Origin of the sequence: Haladaptatus sp. AB643, assembly GCF_024136975.1 — an archaeon.
GTDB lineage: Archaea > Halobacteriota > Halobacteria > Halobacteriales > Haladaptataceae > Haladaptatus.
On record NZ_JAMYJW010000005.1, the window covers coordinates 83,468 to 106,267 of the forward strand.

Genomic DNA, 22,800 nt, shown 5'->3' on the forward strand with positions numbered 1-22,800 from the left:
CTTCACGCTGTGGCGCTCTTCTGAACGTTCGACCCGTCATCGTTTCTTCGGATCGCGAGACCGATCATTCGCGATCGAGCAGCGAACAGGTGATGAGATAATCGACCCGATCGTCCTCACTCGTCGTGCAATCGAGCAGGACGGGGCGGTCCATCTCCCGCGCTAGCCCAACCGCGATGAACGACGCGACGGGATGGTCGAAGCGATCGACGGGACCGTATCGACTGCCGTCGATGCCGACGGTGACTTGGCCGTCCTCGGCTTCTACGTCCGTCGTCGCGCCCTCGACCATTTCGAACCCCTCGACGAGCGTGTCGGCGAGTTGATCGGCGAGGTCGGGGAGTCGATCCGCGGTGTCGTCGATCATCGATTCGAACTCGACGAACAACTCGGATCCCGTCGATGGCATGGACATCCCTCGTTCACGCTCGTCGTCCGTTACGACGAACGGTGATGAGAGATCGTCCGGAGTGGGGAGAGCGTACTCGTGGTGATGCGGAACGAACAGCCGAACTCCCGCGTCCGGACCCGCCGTCTCACCCGTCGGAAGGTAGATTTCCGTCCCCGTAAGACCGAGCGTCTCGACGAGTTCGGCACCGGTCGCAGCGTGTGCGGCGTACGTTCGCTCCCCGACCGAGGCCGAGACGAACTGCTCCGGCGTGAGGAAGTACGTGAGGACGGCCGCAAACAACCCGGTTCCGGCCAGCGCCACGAAGACGGTTCGTGACGCCGGAAACAGCAGGGCATCGAGTCCGGAGAGCGCCCCGACTCCGACCATCCCGAGCGCGGTTCGTCGATAATTCGCTCGGCGAGCACGGCGATATTCGGCGCGTAGGTGGCGGTTTTCCTCCGCGAGTAGTTCGAGTCGGACGGCGGAGTCGTCGGCCGTCTCGTGCTCCGAATCCGTTCGTCGGTCGTCCGTCTTTACCGTCGATGGTGCGGGGTTCTCACTCATGGGATATCCTCTACGAGTCCGAGTTTGACGCATTCGTACCGATGCATCCCGTACGCGGCGAGGGCGAACGTAATCACGACGACTCCGATCGCCAACCAGTAGTCGCCGGTCCAGCGATAGCTGGCTAGCGTTGCAGCCCCGAGTCCGACTGCCAGACCGCTCGTAGCGAGGGCTCGCCAACGCGGATGGTCGAGGGTCGCGGCCGATCCGGCGAGAACGACGAGGAGACCGAGTTCTAGCGGGACGAGATATCGGACACCGACCGTATCGGCGAACAGGGCGACAACGACGAGTTGGCCGAATGCGACGGTGTACAGCGTCGGGACCGCGTACCACACCAGGAGAAATACGATACCGAAGATGAGACCGGACAGTCCCATCGCAACGGTACCGACGGTCGCCACGAGAAACGCTCCGACACCGCCGATCCACGTGAGCGGTTCTCTTCGGATCGTCAGCTCTTTCATTTGCATCGTTAGTGTCTCCTCGCTGTCCGTCGATTCGTTTGTCGCGTGGTCGCCAGAATCGCGTCGATTCGATCCGACGGTCCGACTTCGAACGCGGAGACCCCGCCGATTCGATCGAGACCGCGACGGAAATCCTCGAAATCGACGTATCGATCGTACGCCGTGTCGACGGTGTGGAGCGTCCCACGTTCGAACAACACCGTGGGAACGAGGAATACCAGAACGTGTTCCGATCGCTGACGAGCCGCCTTGACGGCTTTCCTGATCTCCGTCCGATTCGTGTCGTCGGTGAAGAAGACGGTGATAGACGACCCCCGGATCGAGCGGAGATAAGTTCGGGCCGTGGTGTACAGCGGATCGTCTTCGACGTGTTGGACATACCGCTGCGAGTCGGACAGAAACGGCAGAAGGTTCCTGCCGAACGCCGACCCGTCGGTTTCGAGGCGGCTCGCCAGGTCATTCGATCCTCGCGTCCCACGTTCCTGTCGGCCGGATCGTGCGTCCGATTTCGCCGCATCGTTCGGATCGGTATCGGCCGTCGGTTGGAGATCGTGTATCTGCGTCTCGATTTGGGCGTAGTGTCGCGAACTCGCTTCCGGTTGGTACACGTTAGTGATGCCCGAATCGCCGACGGTGTACAGTGCGACCGACTCCGTATTCGATCGGGCGTGGTCGGCGTACGCGAGGGCGACGTGTCGAACGTAGTCGAGTTTCGTTCCTCCCGGGACGCCCATCGTCATCGGGGATCGATGATCCACGACGAGAATCGTCGATACGTCGGTCTCGGCATCGAATTCGCGCACATAGAGGCCGTTACTCCGAGCCGTCGCTTTCCAATCGATTCTCCGTGCCGTATCACCCGGTACGTACTGCCGAATATCGGCCGGGTCGAGACCGCTCCCCCGACTACGCGTCTCGCGTTCCCCGAACGCGGTCGGCATTCGGTCACCACCGGCTCCGACGTGGAGGTTCCGCGGGCGTCGTGGGACGACCGTAACGGTCGCGGTCGGTCCCATCGGAACCTCCGAGCGAAACAGACCCGCTTGATCAGCGAGCGTGATCATCGGTGGAGCACATTCGAAACGTCCCGCAACCGGCCAATCGAGCGTGAAAGTCGTCGTTCCGTCCCGTTCACCGGGGCCGAGTTCGAGTCGCTGGCGCTCCGGTTCGAGGGTGGTTGCCGAAATCGGTGGTCGAGCTTCGACCGTTACTACGAGCGATGACGTGGTGGGAAGCGTCGCCCGTATAACTATCGAGGTATCCTCGTCGGTGATCACGCGGTCGTGGGACGCCGATTGTGTGAGCGTGAGCGAGTCGGTCGTCCGAAGAACGTCACGTGTGAACCGATACTGCTGGACGAGCAGGAACGCACCGATACCGGCGGTACCCAGAAGGAAGAGCGGTTCGTGGAGGAGCCACGCTCCGCCCGCGAGCAGACAACCGAGAACCACTCCGACTTCGTATCGCCGCGTCACCTCCATACACGTCACAACTTGACCCTCCCAATTGAATGTATTTATTCGGAAAGGTGATAGGAAATGTTTCCTAATGAAGTAGATAAATCATTATACGGGACGAAGTATTTTCACGGATGACGGAGACGATATAGTTGTGTCCCGGTTCGTAGTGTTCGTCAGCCTCCTCGTCCTCCTCTCAGTGATAGCGTTGCCCACGCAAGGCGTCGCACCCTCGACGACCGATGCGGCGAGTATCACGTCCCATCCGGAGCAAAGGGGTACCCCGACGCGCACGGGGAACAACTCCACCGTTCACCAGGAAAATCCCGACGACGTGAAGTCTGATCAGGATTCGTCCGCACTCGAAAAATGGCTGGTCGGTCAGCTTTCGTCGCAACTCGGCAGGAGCGTCGTCCACCTCAAACAGGGGGAGTACCAAAGAGCACGATCCGTGTTAGGTGATCAGTACGATGACACGTTGGACAAGTACGTCGACGTGGCGGGGGAGACGGACGGACACCGAGACGACAAGACCGCAAAAACACTGAACAGCACGCAGAAAAGTCAAGATAAATATGTTTCGCGCGTCCAGCGGTACCGCAAGCTACACGACCGCTACGAGCAGGCGAAACGGAACGGAAACGACCGGAAAGCACGACATCTCGCTCGACGCCTCGACCGGATTCAGAAGAACATCAGCCAGTCGAGCGATGATCTCACTTCGAACTACGGTCGGCTTTCCAACGATTCGAATATCGATACGACGGACGAAATTCGAACGGTTCGCAACGTCACGCGGAACATCAGCAAGGAACAAGCAGCGGTCCGCAAGGAGGAGTTCATCGCGACGAACCTGACGGCGACGGTGGAGTCTCCGTCCGTGTCGTTTCACGACCCACTCAGGATCTCCGGACGGCTAACGGATGCAAACGGAACGGGAATCGGCAATCGATCGATCCGACTCCACATGGGAGACAATCGGACGATACGCGTTCAGACGGACGATAACGGGACGTTCACGGTTGTCGGACGACCGACCGTGCTTCCGCTCGGTACGCAGCCGTTTCGAATCGACTATCAGCCATCCGGCAGTTCGATCTATCTCGGCTCGAATACGACCGTTCGAGCGAACGTCTCACAGGTCCCATCGGCGGTTACGATCTCGAAACACACACGTCGGACACGGTACAACGAGACGGTAACTGTATCGGGAAAGGTCCGTTCGAAGTCCGTCCCCGCCGTTAACGTCCCGGTTGCGATCTTCATCGGTGGGACGCAGATCGGGACGACTAACACGACGACGGGCGGGACGTTCTCGTTCCATCGACGAGTTCCGGCAACGGTGCCTCCCGGGTCGCAAACGGTTCGGGTCACGATACCGCTCCAACACAAGGCCCTCGCAGCTTCGTCGAAACGGAAACCGATCACTATCGAGTCGACGGCGACGAACCTCACGCTCTCGGGGACGCCGATGGGGAATCAGAATGGGACCGGTTCCAAGGGCGAAAAACGAAGGGTCAAACTCACTGGGAAGTTGCGCGCGGCCGATGGAACGCCGATAGAAAACCAACCCGTGGCGATTTTGGTCGGTGGAACGACGGTCAAAACCGTCCAGACGAACGCGAACGGAACATACCGGACGATGCTTCGACTCCCATCGAAAGCCCTCACGAATCACAACGGGACGAAGGTCGTCGCGACGTTCGACGGAAAGGGATCGAACCTCCGATCGGCACGAGCGACGACGGCACTCGTGCTCGCTCCCGGCGGTCACTCGGACGATCACACGGTGATCAGATGGCTCATCGGTATCGTGCTCGTGGGAATCGGGAGTCTGCTGCTGTGGCAATCCGGGATCGTCGACGAGGTTCGGCGTAGAACGGGCGGCGACGGCGATACGGCGACGACGGACGGTATCGGTCCGGCAGCAGAGACCGATTCACCGGCGGAAACGACGTCAACCGCCGACAGTTCGGAGTCCACGGCGATGACAGGTACACTCCTCGACCGGGCGCGGGCGGCGTTCGAGTCCGATGAATACGATCGAGCCGTCGAGTTGGCGTACTCCGCGACCCGATACCGACTCGGCTCGGCGATTTCGACCCCGACGTCCACTCACTGGGAGTTTTACAACGCGTGCCGCGAGGCCGATCTATCGGACGAGACGGTGTCCACGATCGCAGACGTGACCGAACGATACGAGTACGCGGTCTTTACCACGAGGCGAGTGAGCCGCGAGATGGCGACATCCGTCCTCGATTCGGTCACGTCGCTCGTCGGGGAGGACTGAGCGGACGGCCGTCGGACACGTTCGCGATCGGTCCTCGTCGGACCATCCCGGGATCGCGGTCCGCCGTCGGGGTGGTTGTCGTCTGAGCCGGGGAGTTTTTAATGATGAGGGTTGCACAAGGAAATGAATGGCCTCAGAGTTCGATCCGTGGCTTCTCCTTCCCGCCCCAGTTCGCCGTTTGCCCGCAGATCTAGCTGCGATTATCTGTTTCGTTATCGTAACCTGCACCGTCGTTCTCGTTCCGGGGCTCAACGAGACACCGATTCGGGTCGTTCTCGGATTTCCGTTCGTCCTCTTCCCGCCGGGTTACGCGTTCGTCGCCGCATTGTTCCCCGAAGCCGGGACGCCCACCGTCACCGACGAGGACGGAGAGAACGAGGAAGGGGACGCGGATACGGGGCGGTGGCGGTTCAGCGGCGGTATCGATGGCGTCGAGCGGGTGGCGATATCGTTCGGAATGAGCATCGTACTCGTCCCGCTCATCGGGTTGGGGTTGAACTTCACACCGTGGGGGATTCGACTCGTCCCCCTCCTCCTGAGTATCAGCGCCTTCACGCTCGGTGCGACCCTCGTCGCGGTCGTTCGACGACGGGACCTTCCCGAGGAGGAGCGGTTTTCGGTTCCGTACCGAACGTGGGTCGAGGACGCACGGGACGAACTGTTCGACCCGGAGACGCGCGCCGACAAACTGTTGAACGTCGCCCTCGTCCTGTGTATTCTGCTCGCCGCGGCGGGCGCGACCTACGCCATCGGAGTTCCCAAACAGGGAGAGTCGTTCACCGAGGTGTATCTGTTGACGAAGAACGATGACGGCAAACTGGTCGCCGACGACTATCCGACGAATTTCACGCAGGGGGAGCGTAAACCGGTTGTCGTCGGTATCGGTAATCACGAACATCGCCACGAGAGGTACACGGTCGTCGTGTTGTTACAGAACGTGACGATGGGGACCCACGAACGGCGATCCCGAACGAACGCCAACGAGAGCGGAGTGGCGACAGAGACGACGATTCACGATCAGCGAGAGCTACAACGCTTGCACGCGAACGTCGAGCGGAACGGAACGTGGCGAACGACGTATCGGGTCGCGCCACCGATGACCGGAACTCGACTCCGGTTGACGTTCCTGGTGTACAAAGGCAATCCACCGAAAAACCCGACGGCGGATAACGCGTATCGTGAGCTTCACCTCTGGATCAACGTGACCGGCGGAAACGGGTCGGAATAATCGAGCCGGTACCGTCGTTCGGGGTCGCTCGAACGACAGGAGGAAGTCCATTGCTACCCGACCGGGAGAAGTTTTTAGTGATGAACAATCCATAAATAAATGGAAGTCCCTCCGTGCGTCGGAACCACCGTGATCGGATGGAGGGGACAGCAAACGCCCCGGTACCGATACGATCACGGGACGTTCCAGTTCGATGGAGACTCCATGGGATATCGACACATATTGATAACGCGATGGTCACGACGGGATATCTTAGCGATCGTAGTAATCGCGGTGACGATCGGGTTTCTGACCGGGACGACGCTGATCATCACCGCGGCCAGTACGCAGACGACGACGATCGCAAAAGGATACAGCAGCGACGGAACGGCGAAATATTACGATTCCGTATCGGCCGCACGATCGAATGCAGGAGACACGTCGCTCGTAGCCCCGGTTGCAGCGGTAACCCTTCCGAACGGTGACTCGCGATATGTCGTCGGCGTCCCGCCGCAACGAGTACGGTCGTTTCGAGCAGGCACTTCGATATCCATTCCACCCCCACCGGAAACCGGGGTGACGAGTGGAGTGAAATCGTCGGCCGGACGACAGCGGCTTATCGGGTCACGATCGAAACTGGCCGTCGAGGTTACGCCGAGAGGGTCAACACACCAGTTCTTCCCGCCGGACTGGTACGTAACCCACCCTTCGCTCGTAAAACGGCTCGGTTCGACCGGTGCGTTCGTGATCACACCCGCGGGTGGAACATCCGGATCGGGCATCCCGGAACGGGGCGTCACGCTGCGTTCCGCACTGGCGTTTTTCGTCGCCGGAACACGGCAGTTACTGACCGTCTTGGGACTGACCGTCGTCGGGAGTGCGATTCTGGTCGGGACGACCGTTTTTAGCGTGACACGCATGACCGTCAGTGACCGATTGCAGGCGATTCGCGTCGTGCGGTCGACCGGGGGCGATCCGTTCACCGTGGTTCGATCGTTTGCGCTTCGTGCCGGGGGTCTGACGACGGCCGGGGTGGTACTCGGATACGCGATCGGCGTCATCCTCCCGCACGTCGCGGTCGATGTGGCCGTCTTCGCCGGACTGCCGACGTCGCTCTCTGTTTCGGTTACCGAGCGTGTCCTCGGGGTCCTGCTCCCGATGTACGTCGCGACGATCCTCGTCGGGGTCGTTGCTGGTGGAATCGCGGTATGGCCGACCATCGATCGGCCGCCTGGACGGCTAACGGAGACGATGGGACGGGGAGGACCCCGGGCGGGTTCGAAGCGTGGGCTTCGCCGATTCGTTTCCCTCCGGTTGCTCGATTGGCGTGCACTGGCCCCGAGCGTTGCGACGCTGACGGTATTTGCGGTCGTCGTGGTGCTCGTCTCGTCGCTGGCGGGCGTCGTGGGGCCGCTCGTGACGACACAGGGCACGACGGTGACGGAACCGGGAGCGATCCATCCGATAGCGAGCGAAGTTCCGATACAGTACGCCGATGCCCTGCGTGCACAAGGTATCCCCGCGAGTCCGGAAATCCTCCTTTTCACCGTGCGAAACGGACAACCGTTTCTCGCCCGCGGCGCGAACTACTCGGCCTTCGAAGCGGTTTCGAACGCGACACTCGAACGCGGTCGGCGTCCAAACGCGTCGAACGAGGCGGTGATCGGTGCCGACCTGGCGCGGACATCGGGGATCGAAATCGGTGATCGCGTACCGCTCGGGGGCAGTACCCAATCCGGACTGGAGATGGTTCGTGTCGTCGGCGTGTACTCCGCCGCAGGTCCGTACGACGACCAACTACTCGTTTCGTTGTCCGTCGGACAACAACTATCGGGAAGGGAGAAGGGGACCGTCAATATCATCCGAACGGGAGCGAAGCTGAAACACGACGCTACCCGTCCGTCCGTCGACGTCGTCGGCGTCTCCGTACCGAATCGAGTCAGTGAGAACACCAGCGTCCCGGTCACGATACGGGCTCGGAATTTCGGTTCGGAAAAGGCGACCCGCGACGTCTCGGTTGGGTTCGGGAACTCCACGAAGACGGTCCCCATAACGCTCGATCCCGGCCAACAACGGGCGGTGACGACCAAGCTACCGTCACCGGGTCACGGACGGACGACGATCCACGTGGGGCGGTATACGCGGACGGTCGCTGTCACCGCAGAGGATTCCATTCAGATGCAAGGATTACCGAATACGGCACCACCACATAGCAGCCCGCTGGTCACCGTCACGACGATGGACGGCGACCCGGTACCGAACGCGACGATTCGCGTTGCGAACGACACAGTTCGAACCGGACACGATGGAAGCGTGCGTCTACCGCTCGGTTCGGCGGGGAATCACACCGTTCGTGTAACGACGAAGAACCGAACGACCTCGAGAACGGTTCGAACGAGGAAATCAGCGAGGAGGACGCTGACGGCCGACGTTCGGCTTCACCCACGGACGCCGAGTATGCTATCGCGAACCGAGGCCCGCGTGCGACTGTACAATCCGTGGAACACGACGCTCGAACGTCGGATTCGGCTATCCGGGGTTTCAGCGGACGCGGGACACACGGTGTCGGTCGAACCTGGCTCGTCGAGGACGACGGTGTTTACGATCGGACGGCAATCCCCGGGTACCTATTCGGCGGACGTGCTTTCGGAGGGTCATCGCTTGGCGACGACGGCGTATACGGTCAGCGGCGACGAACGACTCGTCGCCGCCTATGCGAGCAGCGGTAAACGGACGGGTGGTACCGGAATTTCACAAGCGTTGAACACGGTGTTCGGAAACCTCCAAGTGCTACTGGGCGTCCTGGTCGTACTCGCGGGGATGATGACCGTCGGAAGCACGACGGCCGTCTTCGCGCAAGCCGTGCACGCTCGCCAACGAGCGGTCGGGATATACAGGGCCACAGGGGCGTCGCCGACCCGCGTATTCCGGTTGATCGTAGCCGATGCCGTCGTGATCGGTGCGATTGCGATCGGTAGCGCGTCGCTTCTCGGGGTCGTCGCAACCGTACTGCTAGCCAGGCTAAACGTCCTCGTCGTGTACGGCGTTCGGATCACGCCGACGGTATCGCCGAGCGTGGTGGTCGGTAGTCTCGTCGGTGGACTCGGAATCGTTCTCGTGAGCGCGGGTATCGTCGTCGGAATGTACCTGGTTCGTCAGCCGACGACGTTGATGAGAAGCGACGGTGTTCGAGGGATGAAAACGACTTCGAGAGGTGATTTCGATGAGTAACCGTCGTTCCTTCGTTCTGGTCAGCGTCGCCGTCCTTCTCGTGGCGTTGTCGGTTCGGTTGGTTCCGCTTTACTGGAGTCCCTTGCCGTTCAACCTGGACGGGTTCCATTTCGCCGTGCTCGTCCGGGAGACGCTGGCAACCGGACACGTCCCGTTGTCCCATGGCGGCGTTCAATCGGACGAGTACGCGTTTACGACGCTGTTCGCGATCACGAGTCGGATAACGGGGATTCCCCCGCTCTACATCGCACAATATCTCACGGCGAGTATCGGTGCGATTTCGTGCCTCTTCGTCGTCGTTTTGACGCGACGGGTGGGGAGACGGCTTCGATGGCCACGCTCGGATGTCCGAACGGCGGCGGCGGTGGCCGGGTTGGTGCTGGCCACGGACGGAATCTTTCTCGGTCGGTCAGCAGCGGTGAGCAGCGAGGGGATGGGTCACGTCTTCGTCATCATGGGCGTTTTCGTCTTCGGGTATGCCCTGTGGACCAATCGCCCGGCGTGGTACGTCCTCACCGGATCGATCTTCTTCATCCTCCCGCTCACCCACAATCTCAGTACGATAGTCGGCGTTCTCAGCGCTATCTCGTTGCTGGCGCTGTTCCTCAAACGCTCCGAGAGCGGGCCGAACGTGGCCGCTGGTGCTCTCATCGTCGGATTCGGGGTGTACACCGGACTCTACTACACGACCGCGGGATTACCGGACGCTCGTGTTTCCTCCGCCCTGGGACTCTTCGCGGCGTGGATCATCGTCCTCGTCGTGCTAACGCTCTGGCTCCCTTCCATCGATCCGCGATTACAACGAGGCGTTCCAACGCTGATCCTCTTCGGTGGTGCTGGCCTCGTCGTCGGAAACTACTTCCTCCCGATATTTCCCGGAACCGCTTCGACGAGGGTACTCACCATGGTTTTCGTCCTCTCCATCGCTGCAATCGGGATCGTTGCGGCCCGCGGAACGCCGCTTTCCATCCGGGAGGGGATCGACGGTTACGCCGTGGTAGCGATGCTTCTCGCTTCGCTCTCGCTCATCGGATTCGCGTTGACCGGCGGGCTTACTCCGGAGTACCAGGCGCTCGCGGTGCGAACCCAGACGTTCGTCCATCTCCCGTTCGCGATCCTCGCTGGACTGGGGACGGTCGCAGTGGGCCTCCGTCGTCGAACTGACCGTCTCAAAGTAGTGCTCGCGGTCATCGTCATCGTCTGTTCGGTGATCAGCGCACCGCTCGCGTACAGCGGATTACGGGCGACTTCGGCACAGCCGTTGGTGACGAAACCGGAGATGGAGACCGCCACATTCGCGTCCACATACGCCGACCAGTGGACGGGAGACGGTCACATGACGAGATTGGCCTCGCGGTACTATCCGGAACGAACCGGAAACAACGTGACCCAACGAGGCGTCTACGAATGGCTACGCGGAAGTGGGGCGGAGCCGAGTTGCCCAGTCGTTTCCCGGCGGTCGTGGTCATCGGTCGGGGTGCAACTGTTTCCCGGATCTCCAGCGCATATCAGTGCCACCGAATACGACCGATTCAACGACCGACGAAACGTGGTCTACTCCGTGAGCGGCAGGGACCCGGTCGTATACTCCGTTTCGAGGGGGAACACCAACGGCCGTTGTTGACGTCAGGTACGAGAGCACGAACGATTTCGAACATCGTATCGCGTCTCCATCCTTCCCCTGGTTCATCCTCAATTGTAATTGGATGACGAGGATACCTTTATTATTAGGGCAGTTAATACCATAGTAAACGTGTATGAATCAATGAGTACGGATCAGGGATATGTTCTGATTACGACAGAGCGTTTTATGGGGGGAGATGGATGAATGCTACTCTTTCGGTACTGCTCGTCGTTCTCGCCGTTCTCGTCGTCGGATGGGGATTCGAACGGTACAGGACTCAGTTCGTAAAATCGGAACTTACGATCAGTCTCGTGGTGGCGGCGGGACTGTTCACGATCGCTGTTTCCCCGAATATGTACGACGTCATCGGGAACGTGCTGAACATCGAGAATCGGTTTATTACGATTTCGCTGGTTTCGAACGTCGCGTTCATCGGAATCCTGTTCTACGTCGTGAAGTTGAGTCGGGAAAACAAACGGGAGATCTCAAACCTAGTACGTAACCTTTCCGTCGATCAAGTTTCGGCGGAGGGCGTACAGTCGGATGGCGGTTACAACACGATTTCCATCGTCATCCCCGCATACAACGAAGAGGACACGATCCAACCGGTGCTGCAATCCCTTCCGGAATCGATCCGGGGTTACTCGGTGGAAGCCATCGTCGTTTCCGACGGTTCGGCGGATAGTACCGCCAGACAGGCGGACATAAACGGAACGACCGTCGTCGAACATCCACTCAATCAGGGACAAGGTGGTGCGCTACGGACCGGTTTCAGGGTGGCATCGAAACGGGGTGCGGACATCGTCGTTACGATGGATGGCGACGGTCAACACCCCGCGGACGAACTGGAGCGTCTCGTCACCCCTATCATCGAAGACAGGGCGGACTACGTGATGGGGTCCCGACGACTCGGCACGGACTATTCCGGGAACAACGCCGTTCGTCGAGCGGGTATCCAAGGGTTTACCTGGTTCATCAATCGGCTCACGAAAGCCGAAATCACCGACTGTACGAACGGCTACCGCGCGATTCGAGGCACAGCCGTGGAGGAAAAGCTCACGCTCACCGAGGAGCGATTCAGCGCACCCGAGTTGATAATCGAAGCGCGAAAGAACGGGCTTCGGATCGAAGAGATTCCGATCACCGTCGAGGAGCGAAAAGCAGGACGGACGAAGAAACCGAAGCTTGGGTACGCTATCGGGTTGTTTCGAACTATATTCATAACGTGGATTCGGTAATACGGAGGAAATTATGACTCAAACAATACTGTACCTGAACAATACCGACCCGGAAGATGGTGGCGGTGGCGACCGTCGCTTGTTCGACGAGGCGACCGTGATCGCCGACTCGGGAGCGGACGTTCGAATCATCGCAAGTCGAACCGACCCGACGCTCCCTGCGAAGCGGGAGGTGGACGGCGTCTCCATTCGAACGATCAAATGCGTCCCCGACGCTCTGTCCCGATTCACGACCCTCTACTTCTATCTCTCCCGGTCGTTGTTTCCGTTCGTGTCGTTCCCCCTCCTGCTCTGGATCATGTGGACCGACGAAATCGACGTTATCGTCGACAGTTACACGCCGCATCCGACCTTGGTGGCACCGGTCGCGAGGGTTTTTTCGATACCAGTCGTGGCGCTCGTGCACGAGTTTCACGACCGCAGTGCCCTCTCGAAATATCCGCTTCCGATCGGCGTCATTCAACTGATTGTACAGAACTTACTTCGAAGTGGTTTGTACTCCGCCGTCGTCGTTCCACGTGAACTCACGAAGCAAGAACTCCACGAGTACGGTGTGACAACACAGATTCACGTCGTCCCGAACGGGATCAACTACGAGTCGTACTGTACCAGTCCCGACGACGTGGATGCGAAACAGTACGATCTGCTGGTGGTGTCGCGTCTCGTCCATCGGAAAGGGATCGACTTGCTGTTAGAGGCGATGGAAAACGTCGTCGACGAACGACCGGAGACGACGCTCGCAATCGCCGGTACGGGACCGCGGCAACGGGCCCTCGAACGAAAGGCCGAAGAGAACGGGATTTCGGAAAACGTGGACTTTCTCGGGTTCGTCTCCGAGCAGCGGAAGATAGGATTACTACACGAAGCGCGGATATTCGTCTTGCCGTCACGACAGGAAGGGTTCGGAATCGCGGTACTCGAAGCGATGGCAACCGAGACCCCCGTGGTCGTGAACGACTTGCGCATCCTCAGGGCGTTGGTTCCGGACGACGAGTCGTGTTTCGTCGACGCGACTGACGCGGAGGTGTTTGCCGACACGCTAGTGACGTTGCTCGATCAACCGGACGCCTCGCTTCAGGAACTCGGGACCAAAAACCAAAACCGAGCAGTCGACTTCACGTTACAACAGGTCGGAAAGACCGCGAAACAGGTATACTCCGTCGTGGACGACTAAGTGAATTGAATACGAACACAGAATTATATGAAAGGAAGTCGTTGGAGAGAGTAAAGATGGCCGAAATACAGAACGTCGTTTTACTGTCGGTCGATGCGCTCCGTGCGGATCATCTCTCCTTCCACGGATACGAGCGCGACACGTCTCCCTTCCTCGCCGACCTCGCTTCCGATGCCGTGTCGTTCGATCGAGCGATCTCACCGAGTTCACACACCCGGGAGGCCGTCCCCGCACTCCTCACGGGACGGTATCCCGATACGTTTGCGAACAACGGGTATCGGCTCGTGAGATCCAGCGTCGGCGACCGGCTTTCGGCAGCGGGGTACGCCACCGCTGCCTTCCACTCGAATCCGTACGTCTCCCGCGCCTACGACTTCGATTCGGGATTCGACGTCTTCGATGACAACCTGATGCTTGGACAGAACCGACTCGTCGCGCTCTTCGAACGGTTTCTGAACAAGTTCGTTCTCAACAAGGGGGAGTACCACACCAGGGCGGAGGAGATCAACGAGCAATCGCTCGGCTGGATCGACGGACTGGATGACGGGCCGTTCTTCCTCTGGAACCACTACATGGACACCCACGGGCCGTACAATCCGCCCGTGGGTTTCGATCGTTTTTCCGAACGGTCGGTATCGAACTCGGATGCACAACGGCTCTATCAGAAGAGTATCAAGGAACCTGAGAACGTCACAAAGGAAGAGAATCGACTACTGATCGACCTCTACGACGGGGAGATACGGTACCTGGATGCACAGCTCCGACACATGATCGACGGGTTGGACGAGCGGGGGCTTCTCGAAGACACGCTGGTGATACTCACGGCGGATCACGGCGATGGGTTCGACGAACACGGATATTACACCCATCCTCGACGGCTCCACGAGGAATTGCTTCGAGTCCCGTTGCTCGTGCTACATCCGGATCGAGACCCTAAACGCGTGGAGAAACTGGTCAGCACCCTGAGCGTCGTCCCGACGATACTCGCGGCCGCAGGGGGACAGGACGACACGCTCCCCCGGGACGACCTGTTCGCGGAAATCGAAGACGAGTCCGACGGTTCGAGGACGGTCTTCGCCAGTGCCACCGGGGAGGACGGAGACGTTCGTCGATTCGCCGTTCGTGATCGGCGATACAAGGTCGTGATAGAGCGACGATTGGACGATGGAGAGATAGTTTCGGAGACGGGGTTCGATCTGCACGCCGATCCGGGAGAACAGGAGCAGATACGCGAGTTCGACGGGAGACTTACCGAACTACACGATCAGCTATACACCTTCGGGAACACCCGCCTCGGAACTGTCGATGCCGAGATGGAAGCCGAAAAACTCGACTCGGAGATAGAGGACCGTCTCGAAGTCTTGGGGTACAAGTGATCGGATGAACGTGCTCATGCTCGCGGAGGACTTCTATCCGAAAACGTCGGGAGGTGCGTTTATCGATTGGCAAGCGGCAGTCGCCCTCGCCGAGCGGGGAAATCGAGTCGTCGTCGTCACGCCCAGAACGGAGGGAACGGCCGAATTGGAGCGGGAAAACGGTGTTGAGATTCACCGGCCGTATCGTGCTAGCTCGGAAGCGGAGAACCCGAACAGTTTCTCGGGCCAGTTGCTCCGCGTGAAGTTCCTGTTCCTCGTCCTTCCGTACCTGTTGCGCTTGACCGGCAACACCGATTTCGAGGTGATCTATTCGACGAACCATCTCTTCCACTCCATTGCGAAGGTGCTGGGCGTCGTTCGGGGAGTTCCGGTGGTGAATTTTATCGCGTATTCCCCGAGCATCACGGGCGACAGAGCCCGGTACGATCCGGTCTACGTCCTCGAACAGCTGAATTTCGAACTGTTCTTGGGGGACCTCGTGCTGTCGAGGACGCCACAAATTCGAGATCGAATCGAGGAGCGATCGACGGTGTCCACGAAGTTGATCGGTGGCGTCGTCAACGAAGATGAGATCAGAACGGCGATCGATTCCGACCGATCCGAAACGGACACCGACGTGATCACCGAGTGGGACGGAACGACCGTCCTCTTCGTTGGCCGATTGGTCGATATCAAAAATCCCGTCCGAACCGTCGAGATGCTGGACGAATTACCCTCGTCGTACCAACTCGTAGTAGTCGGTGACGGTCCCGTTCACGACGCGATTGAAGAGGCCATCGAACGGTTGGGGGTGACAAACCGCGTTCGACTGCTGGGTTCCTGTTCTCACCAGCGGACGTTGCGGTTGATCCACGCCGCTGACGGTGTGATATTGCCGTCCGACGCCGAAGCGTATCCCACCGTCGTCTTCGAAGCGTTATCCGTACGGACGACGGTCGTGGCGACCCCCGTCGGTATTCTTCCGGAGATCACACATTCACGACTGTTCGTCCGTCCGCAGGATCGAATGGCTGAGACCATCGAATCGAACGTGAACGAGTCGGCGAGTGGAATCGATTCGGACACGTTGGACCGGTTCTCGGTCGGACGATTTACCGACGACGTGCAAACTGCGGTTGAATCAGTGAAGAAGTAGCGAGTTCCCGTCCGTGGCGTGGGACTTCGTTCGACTCCGTGTACTTTCGGAGACAACTATCACGGGTGAGAAAATGTTAATATTAGGGGAAGGAATAGGAGTATAACATCCGATGAAATCGAAGGGCTGTATCAAATGACACGCGTCGGGATATACTTGGGAACGATGACGGACGACACGGAGAACGTGGAGCGACTTCTCACATCGTGGGGAGCGTACCTCTCGCCGCGGTTCGACCTGGAGGCCTTTGGAAGCACGGACCTCCCCCCTGCGGCGAAAAAATACTACACTCGTATAGCGATTCCCGAAAACGAACCGCCTCGTTTCTTGCGTGGGAACTCGTTCGCCACCATGTTCTCCAAAGTTGCCACGGTACACCGACAGTGTACGGAGTATATCGAGCAACGCTCGCCCGACGTCGTGATCCAACTCTGGAGCTTCAACAGCCACGCCGCAGGTGTCGCCAGCGCCGGACGACGATGCGGCGTTCCGACGGTCGTTCGATACTCCGGTCCGACGTTCGACGCGTACAAATTCCATCACGGATTCGAGCGGGCAGGGGTCTTCGCGCTGAACAACTGTTTGAACAGGTTCGTATCGCTGAAATTCGCCGACAAAGTCGTCACCCTCGGCCCGAACGGCAGCGATGCGATAAAGAGCCGCGGGGTCGGTGACGAGGACATCGTACTGCTGCCGCCCACGTTGGACAGCGAGGGCCGTTTCCATCCCGTTCCCGACGACGGGTCGATCCGGCAGCGGCTTGGACTCCCCGAAGACCGACGAATCGCGCTGTACGTCGGTCGACTCACGGAACTCAAGGGAATGCCGTTTCTCGAACGCGTCATCGCCTCCCTGGAGGACCGAACCGACGTTCAATTCGTCCTCATCGGGGAGGGACCGTACCGGGAGAAGTTGAACGAGCGGTTCGACGACCGAACGGTGATGACGCCCGGGCACGTTTCGTACGAGGAGATCGATCAGTACTACAAGGCCGCGGACCTCTACGTTCACCCGTCCCCCAAGGAGGGGCTTCCGCTCGTGATCCTCGAATCGATGGAATGCGGAGTGCCGGTCGTCGCTCGCAGGGCGGGGGACATCGGATTTGTAACGGACAATATCGTCGACTCCGTGGAGGAGATGGTCTCCGTCATCCGGAACGAAGCATGGGACGAAGAGTGGCGAAACGATCGGTATTTCGAATCGGAGTTTCAGAGAAACAAGCTGACGGATATGATCGAGGACGTGACGAGATAGGTTGGAATTCGGACGGAGGATCTTATTATCGATAAGGCTAAAAAAGGATTAATACGATATGCCGCTTCAATAAGTGCAGAACCCTTATGGGAAACATATTAAACGTAATGGGGCCGGTCAGTCCGAACAATATCCCGGCAACCGTCGAACGCATCTCGACTTACTTTCCTACGCACGACGTGGATACCGTGATCTTCGGACCGGAGAACGAGGCCGTTGCGTCCCGATTTCGAGAGAGCGGGATAGAGACGATGTTCGTGGGTAACGCGATGGGCGCTGGACAGTTGAGGTTTCTCCTCAAATCGATCGTTTCGCGCCGTTCCTACGACCTGTATCACACCTATGGCGGGATCGTTCATTCGCCCGTCCCCCAGCTATTGAGTGCCGTGACCGAAACGCCGGTCGTCACTCGGTTCAACGGGTACAACAACCCGTCGGAGAAATTTCCGCTGATATCTGCCAAAGTGATAGAGGACGAGTTGCTACGACGCAGCGACGCGCTCGTGTTCAATTCCTATCACCAGATGACCGACATACTTCGAGAGCACGGGCGGGACCCCGGACGGCGACATCACGTCATCTCGCCGGGTATCGACGAGTCGTTGTTTTCCGTCGCGTCCGAAGGGACGGTGAGTTCCCTCCGGGAATCGCTCGAAATCCCCGCCGATGCGTTCGTCCTCGGCACCTGCCAGACGCCACGTCCGGTAAAACAACCCCGTAAAGCGCTCGAAATCGTCTCCGAACTGACCCCCATCGACGGTCGGGAAGTCCACTTGGTGGTCGTCGGGGACAGCGAACACGTTCCGGAGTATAAACGGTATGGCGAAAAGATCGGAGTGGACGAAAACCTCCACTGGGTCGGCAGAAAACCGAGCACGGAGTTATCACGCTGGTACTCGCTCTTCGACGTGACTATCCTCACGTCGTCAGCCGAAAGCTTCGGGATGAGTATCAGCGAGTCGTACCTCTGTGAGACTCCCTGTGTCGCGTTCATGGTCGGCGGGATGGTGGACCAAATTCAGCACGGAGAGACCGGTTGGTTGATCCGTCCCGAGGATACGGAGCGGATGGTAGACCGGATATCGGATCTGCTGACGAACGAACGACGACGGCGGGAGTTCGGTGAAAACGGTCGTGAATACGTGTTAGATCGGTTCACCCTCTCCAAGGTGGCATCACAGTACCGTTCCATGACCGATTCGCTGGTCGCACGGTGAGTACACGATGAAACGAATCTTTTATCCATATACGATCGGATCGGATAGTCCGATTCCCAACCTCTTCGAGAACATCGGCGGGGACGTTGCGGATTCCGACTACGAGATAACCATCCTCTCGAACAGACGAAACGGGATCATGAATCATCCGCGCATAGTGGAACGCTACGCAGGGGAACCCGGATCGGTAAAGCGACGGCTTCGGTATCTGAAATCGTGTCTCGAAAAACACGACCTCATCCACACCGGCGGACTCGCACACTACAAAATCAGCCAGATTTCGCATCTTCGGAATCGCTCGTTACATCACTTACACACCTTTCGCGTCGACGTCAACTCGCAAACGTTCCCGACCGAGCGGAAACGGAAGTTGCTCGAACTAACCGATCACGTGTCGGCGGTCAGTAAGCACACGGCATCCACCGTGAAGGAAGCGTACGACGTCGATGCGGAAGTCATCTACAACGGGGTCGATACCGAGGAATTCCATCCCCATCACCCCGCACCGAGCGATATCGTTTCGGAATCGGACGAGAAGCCGACGTTCATGTTCGTCGGGAACTTCGTGAATCGAAAGCGACCCAACCACGTGATCGACGTCGCTCGCGAGGTGAAAGACGCTCGCTTCCTTCTGTTCGGCGACGGGCCGATGTTCGACTCCGTAAAGCGGTCCGCCGACGAACTGGACAACGTAACGGTAGTCGGGCGGGTGGAGAAGTCGAAACTACCCGCCATCTACGCCAACTGTACCGGCCTCCTGTTTCCGTCAGTCCGGGAAGGGTGTGCGAACGTCGTGTTGGAAGCGATGGCATCCGGCAAACCCGTCGTCGGGTACGACGCGACTTCGATGCCCGAACTCGTGACCCATCGACGAACCGGATGGCTGGCCGACCGCGACGACGTCGACGGTCTGATCGAAGGGGTAAGACACGTAATGGCGGAGGATGCCGACACCATGGCGGAAAGAACGCGACGATACGTCGAGGAGAATCACCGCTTCGACCGTATCGCCGATCAGTATATCGATCTCTACGAGAGAATGATGGAGAGCACATAACAGTCAATGACGAAGGTACGTGATGGCTGGCTCGGCACTCTTGCAACGCTCGAAGGGACCGTTACTGCCGGTACCCGAGGTCACGGAGTCTATCGTCGACCGTTTCGGAAGTGGTGACATCGGTCGTCCCGTCGGCCGAGATTTCACGGCGTCGATCGTACGGGAGTTCGAGCCACGGGACTTCCACCAGGTCCGATAGATAGTATCCCTGTGGATGGCCGTAAACGCCCATGCGCCCCAACGAATTCCCGTGGTCGGACGTCATGACTATTTTCCCGTCGATCATTTCACGGAGCCGCTCAAGGTGGGGAATCGTCAACTCCAGGTTTTCGACGTACGCGTTCCAGACCGCTTCGCGGGACACGTCACCCGCTTCGAGCAGTTCCCAGATGGACGCGAAATCGCGTTCGTCCGTCAACACGCCGCCGCCAGTGATCGTGCCGTGGTCGATCTTCCGGCCACAGTCCCCGATAAACGGGTAATGTGGCTGGAGGAAGTGGCTGATGATGCGTTTGTTCGGATACGATTCGTGCGCTTCGACCGTCGCTTCGACCATCGTTTCCGGCGGTACCGTGCGCAAATCGTCGTCCCATCCGTCCTCCCAGACGTGGCGTACGGCGTGAAAGTTGTTCCCGAGATCGTTCGCCCGCAGTTGTGGAGTCGCACTCACATACACGGAATCCGGAAACGTTCGGGAGCCGAAATTTTCCTGCAGGAATTCGGTCGTATGTGATCCCCGAGAGATCACCTTGGAAAGGCTCCCGTCGAACGGAACGGACCGCTCGAAGATGTCGTATCGACAGGCGTCCAAGAGGACGAGCGTATCCCAGTCCCTGTCCATGATCGAGACTCCGTGACGCCCGCGAAGGTCCCGCTGAAAGCGCCGATAGAGCTCTAGGAGTATCAATCGGGGATCGGAAATTCCAGCCTTGAGCGAAGTTGTTAACGACACAATCCAAAATAGCTACGTGAAAAAATAAAGGATTCCCTTCCCTGAACGGAGGGTGAAAAAGCCGGAGTTACTCGGCTAAGATCAGGTAGTCACCGTTCGAGGGGAGATTCACGTCCGAAATCGGCGACCAGAGCTGATCACCCGTCCGATGGTTCGTCGTCCCTCGTAGTTCGTACCCCAGCGTCCGGAGGAAATCGAAAACGGCATTCGCCGAACTCCCTCGGTTTCGAAGATACGATGGATGAACCTCGACGAAAACGACGGGGTGGGCATCCTCCAACGTCTCCCGCATTCCCGTTAGCGCTTCATACTCGCTCCCCTCGATGTCTATTTTTACGACGTCCGGATCGCTGTGTTCCAGACGGTAATCGTCGATGCTGATCGCATCGTCGCCGGACTCCGCAGAGACGTACGCATTGGTAAGGGAGATTCCCGGAAGGTCCTGTTCGTGTGTTTGTTTGAGAAACGAGAACCACCGTGGATTCGCATCGAATCCGTGGACCAATTCGGGAGATGTGATGAGACTGCTGAACTTCGTAAAGTATCCCCATCGACTTCCGATATCGTAGTAAACAGGGGTGTCGAAAGCGGTCAATCGACGTTTCAGTTCGCTTTCGAACATCGGTTCGTACTCCCCTGTGGATTCGTACTTTTCGACGAACGAGGCCCCTGCTGGAACGGCAAGTCGATAGCTCCCCGCACAGTTCCGTATCTCGATTTTCGATCGATCCGTTCGATACGTCTTTATCTTCCAGTATAAATTTTCGAGAAAATTTCGTTGGGTGCGTCCAGCAGGCATATAGTTACGGTACTACACCATAGTTAATAAAATCCCGCACTACTACGATACGGTGGTTGAACCTAGAATTTCCGATCGGCCGAAACACCGTCGTTACGAACGGCGTATTCGTCATCCCGCATCACGGAACCAACGGTGTCATCTATTTGCTCCCACAGGGAATTCCAACAGTGATCGGTGACGGTTTCGCGGTTGCGCTCCCGGCACCGCTTACGGAGTTGATCGTCTGCGAGCGAGTCGATGACGTTCGCGACGACCGTTGGGTCGTTTTCCTGCACCAACTGTGGGGCATCGAGCAGTTCGCTCGTCGCTGGCGTTCGTGTCGCCACGACGGCGGTTTCGGTGGCCATGTACTCGAAGACCTTGATCGGATACGAATCGAGGAAATGCGGCATTCCTCGCTCGTAGGGGAGTAAACACAGGCCGATGTCGGCCTTGACCATCTCTGCGAGTGCCTCCTCGTGTGGAAGCTTCCCTTTATACTGACAATCCACCGAGAGGGAATCGATCCTCGCCTCCAGGGAGGGTGCGACGTGTTCGACGAACTCCCGCATACTGTTCGCATCTCCTGCCTCCGGTGGCGGGCCGACGAGAACGAGTTCGATATCGCTCTCACAGTTCTCGACGGCGTCGAACAGTACGTCGATGGCTCGATGGTAGTACATATTACCGACGTAGAGAACCCTGAGCGTTTCCGATTCAGTTCTCTCGGTCTTCCTCGTTATACGATCGACTACCTCACAGTCGACACCCCCTTTGATCACCGTTTTTCGAGAGACGTCGATCTCTTCAGATTCGTCGCTCAGGATCACTCTATCGGCATTCCGGTAGCCGTACCACGCGATCCGTTGCATCAATGTGGTATGAAGCATCGAAACGTCCAGATCGATATCCGCACGGTTTCGTTTGTTCTCCCTCCCATCGGGACTGTCCGCGCAGAAGATTATCCACGGTGCGAAATCGAATCGATGGAGGATAGCGACCGGTAAGATTGCATCACCCGACCGATCGGTCGCGACGATATCGGTACCGTCCCGACGCAGAAGCAGGTGGACGAGGACAAAGAACGGGAAGACGACGGTACGAACGTACGCATTTCCTGGCGGCGTCTTGACGACGACTTCCTCGGTTATCTCCGGTTCCTGTATCGGTGTCCGAGATAGCACGGTCGTCGAGTGTTCGGACGCCAAAAATTTGGGAAACTGATACTTGGCGATCGATGAGGAGACGTCCGATGGCCCCACAATCCCACTCGCCACATATGTTATATTCGCCATGCTAGTGGATAGAATTCTCCTGTAGAGTAATAAATGTCGAGTGTCGATCCATCGCATATCAGTACATCTACTAAAAGAATATATATTTTG

General features: G+C 58.6%; 17 protein-coding genes. 11 read left to right on the forward strand and 6 right to left on the reverse strand.

Going from position 1 to position 22,800, the window contains the following annotated elements:
- Positions 1-64: 64 nt before the first annotated feature.
- From NKF25_RS11875 to NKF25_RS11885, 3 genes are read right to left on the reverse strand one after another with little or no spacing between them, the layout of a single operon-like run.
- A complete protein-coding gene (locus tag NKF25_RS11875) occupies positions 65-955 on the reverse strand; it encodes a hypothetical protein (protein ID WP_253226877.1) in 891 nt (296 codons plus the stop codon).
- Positions 952-1,428: a hypothetical protein gene (locus NKF25_RS11880; RefSeq protein ID WP_253226878.1), complete on the reverse strand. Its 477-nt coding sequence runs from the start codon at positions 1,426-1,428 to the stop codon at positions 952-954. Before NKF25_RS11880 ends, NKF25_RS11875 begins: the two co-directional genes overlap by 4 nt.
- 2 nt (positions 1,429-1,430) lie before the next feature.
- Complete coding sequence (locus NKF25_RS11885) at positions 1,431-2,903, reverse strand: DUF58 domain-containing protein (RefSeq protein WP_253226879.1); 1,473 nt, start codon at positions 2,901-2,903, stop codon at positions 1,431-1,433.
- Positions 2,904-3,033: 130 nt separating this feature from the next.
- Here NKF25_RS11885 and NKF25_RS11890 point away from each other — a divergent pair, with 130 nt between their 5' ends.
- From NKF25_RS11890 to NKF25_RS11940, 11 genes are all read left to right on the forward strand, one after another.
- Positions 3,034-5,169 (forward strand): carboxypeptidase-like regulatory domain-containing protein, encoded by a 2,136-nt coding sequence (locus tag NKF25_RS11890; RefSeq protein ID WP_253226880.1) that lies wholly within the window; start codon positions 3,034-3,036, stop codon positions 5,167-5,169.
- A gap of 127 nt (positions 5,170-5,296) precedes the next feature.
- On the forward strand, positions 5,297-6,397 hold the full coding sequence (locus tag NKF25_RS11895; RefSeq protein WP_253226881.1) for a DUF1616 domain-containing protein: 1,101 nt from the start codon (positions 5,297-5,299) through the stop codon (positions 6,395-6,397).
- 273 nt (positions 6,398-6,670) lie between these two features.
- Positions 6,671-9,607 carry an FtsX-like permease family protein gene (locus tag NKF25_RS11900; RefSeq protein ID WP_253226882.1) on the forward strand — a complete coding sequence of 979 codons (2,937 nt, stop codon included), beginning with the start codon at positions 6,671-6,673 and terminating at the stop codon, positions 9,605-9,607.
- Positions 9,600-11,231 (forward strand): sodium/phosphate symporter, encoded by a 1,632-nt coding sequence (locus tag NKF25_RS11905; protein ID WP_253226883.1) that lies wholly within the window; start codon positions 9,600-9,602, stop codon positions 11,229-11,231. Before NKF25_RS11900 ends, NKF25_RS11905 begins: the two co-directional genes overlap by 8 nt.
- A gap of 200 nt (positions 11,232-11,431) precedes the next feature.
- Complete coding sequence (locus NKF25_RS11910; protein WP_253226884.1) at positions 11,432-12,469, forward strand: DUF2304 family protein; 1,038 nt, start codon at positions 11,432-11,434, stop codon at positions 12,467-12,469.
- A 13-nt stretch (positions 12,470-12,482) separates the two neighbouring features.
- Complete coding sequence (locus NKF25_RS11915; RefSeq protein ID WP_253226885.1) at positions 12,483-13,643, forward strand: glycosyltransferase family 4 protein; 1,161 nt, start codon at positions 12,483-12,485, stop codon at positions 13,641-13,643.
- Positions 13,644-13,699: 56 nt separating this feature from the next.
- Positions 13,700-15,019: a sulfatase gene (locus NKF25_RS11920; RefSeq protein WP_253226886.1), complete on the forward strand. Its 1,320-nt coding sequence runs from the start codon at positions 13,700-13,702 to the stop codon at positions 15,017-15,019.
- Positions 15,020-15,023: 4 nt separating this feature from the next.
- Positions 15,024-16,154: a glycosyltransferase family 4 protein gene (locus NKF25_RS11925; RefSeq protein WP_253226887.1), complete on the forward strand. Its 1,131-nt coding sequence runs from the start codon at positions 15,024-15,026 to the stop codon at positions 16,152-16,154.
- Between the two features lie 165 nt (positions 16,155-16,319).
- The gene (locus NKF25_RS11930) at positions 16,320-17,408 is read left to right on the forward strand and encodes a glycosyltransferase family 4 protein (protein WP_253226888.1); all 1,089 of its coding nucleotides are present in this window, start codon (positions 16,320-16,322) and stop codon (positions 17,406-17,408) included.
- Positions 17,409-17,515: 107 nt separating this feature from the next.
- The gene (locus NKF25_RS11935) at positions 17,516-18,625 is read left to right on the forward strand and encodes a glycosyltransferase family 4 protein (protein ID WP_253226889.1); all 1,110 of its coding nucleotides are present in this window, start codon (positions 17,516-17,518) and stop codon (positions 18,623-18,625) included.
- Positions 18,626-18,632: 7 nt separating this feature from the next.
- On the forward strand, positions 18,633-19,682 hold the full coding sequence (locus NKF25_RS11940; protein ID WP_253226890.1) for a glycosyltransferase family 4 protein: 1,050 nt from the start codon (positions 18,633-18,635) through the stop codon (positions 19,680-19,682).
- 61 nt (positions 19,683-19,743) lie between these two features.
- Here the strand turns inward: NKF25_RS11940 and NKF25_RS11945 are convergent, their stop codons facing one another.
- The 3 genes from NKF25_RS11945 to NKF25_RS11955 all read right to left on the reverse strand — a co-directional run bounded on the left by NKF25_RS11945 (position 19,744) and on the right by NKF25_RS11955 (position 22,710).
- The gene (locus tag NKF25_RS11945; protein ID WP_253226891.1) at positions 19,744-20,523 is read right to left on the reverse strand and encodes a hypothetical protein; all 780 of its coding nucleotides are present in this window, start codon (positions 20,521-20,523) and stop codon (positions 19,744-19,746) included.
- A 178-nt stretch (positions 20,524-20,701) separates the two neighbouring features.
- A complete protein-coding gene (locus NKF25_RS11950; protein ID WP_253226892.1) occupies positions 20,702-21,256 on the reverse strand; it encodes an FkbM family methyltransferase in 555 nt (184 codons plus the stop codon).
- A 239-nt stretch (positions 21,257-21,495) separates the two neighbouring features.
- Positions 21,496-22,710 (reverse strand): glycosyltransferase, encoded by a 1,215-nt coding sequence (locus NKF25_RS11955; protein ID WP_253226893.1) that lies wholly within the window; start codon positions 22,708-22,710, stop codon positions 21,496-21,498.
- Between the last annotated feature and the right edge of the window lie 90 nt (positions 22,711-22,800).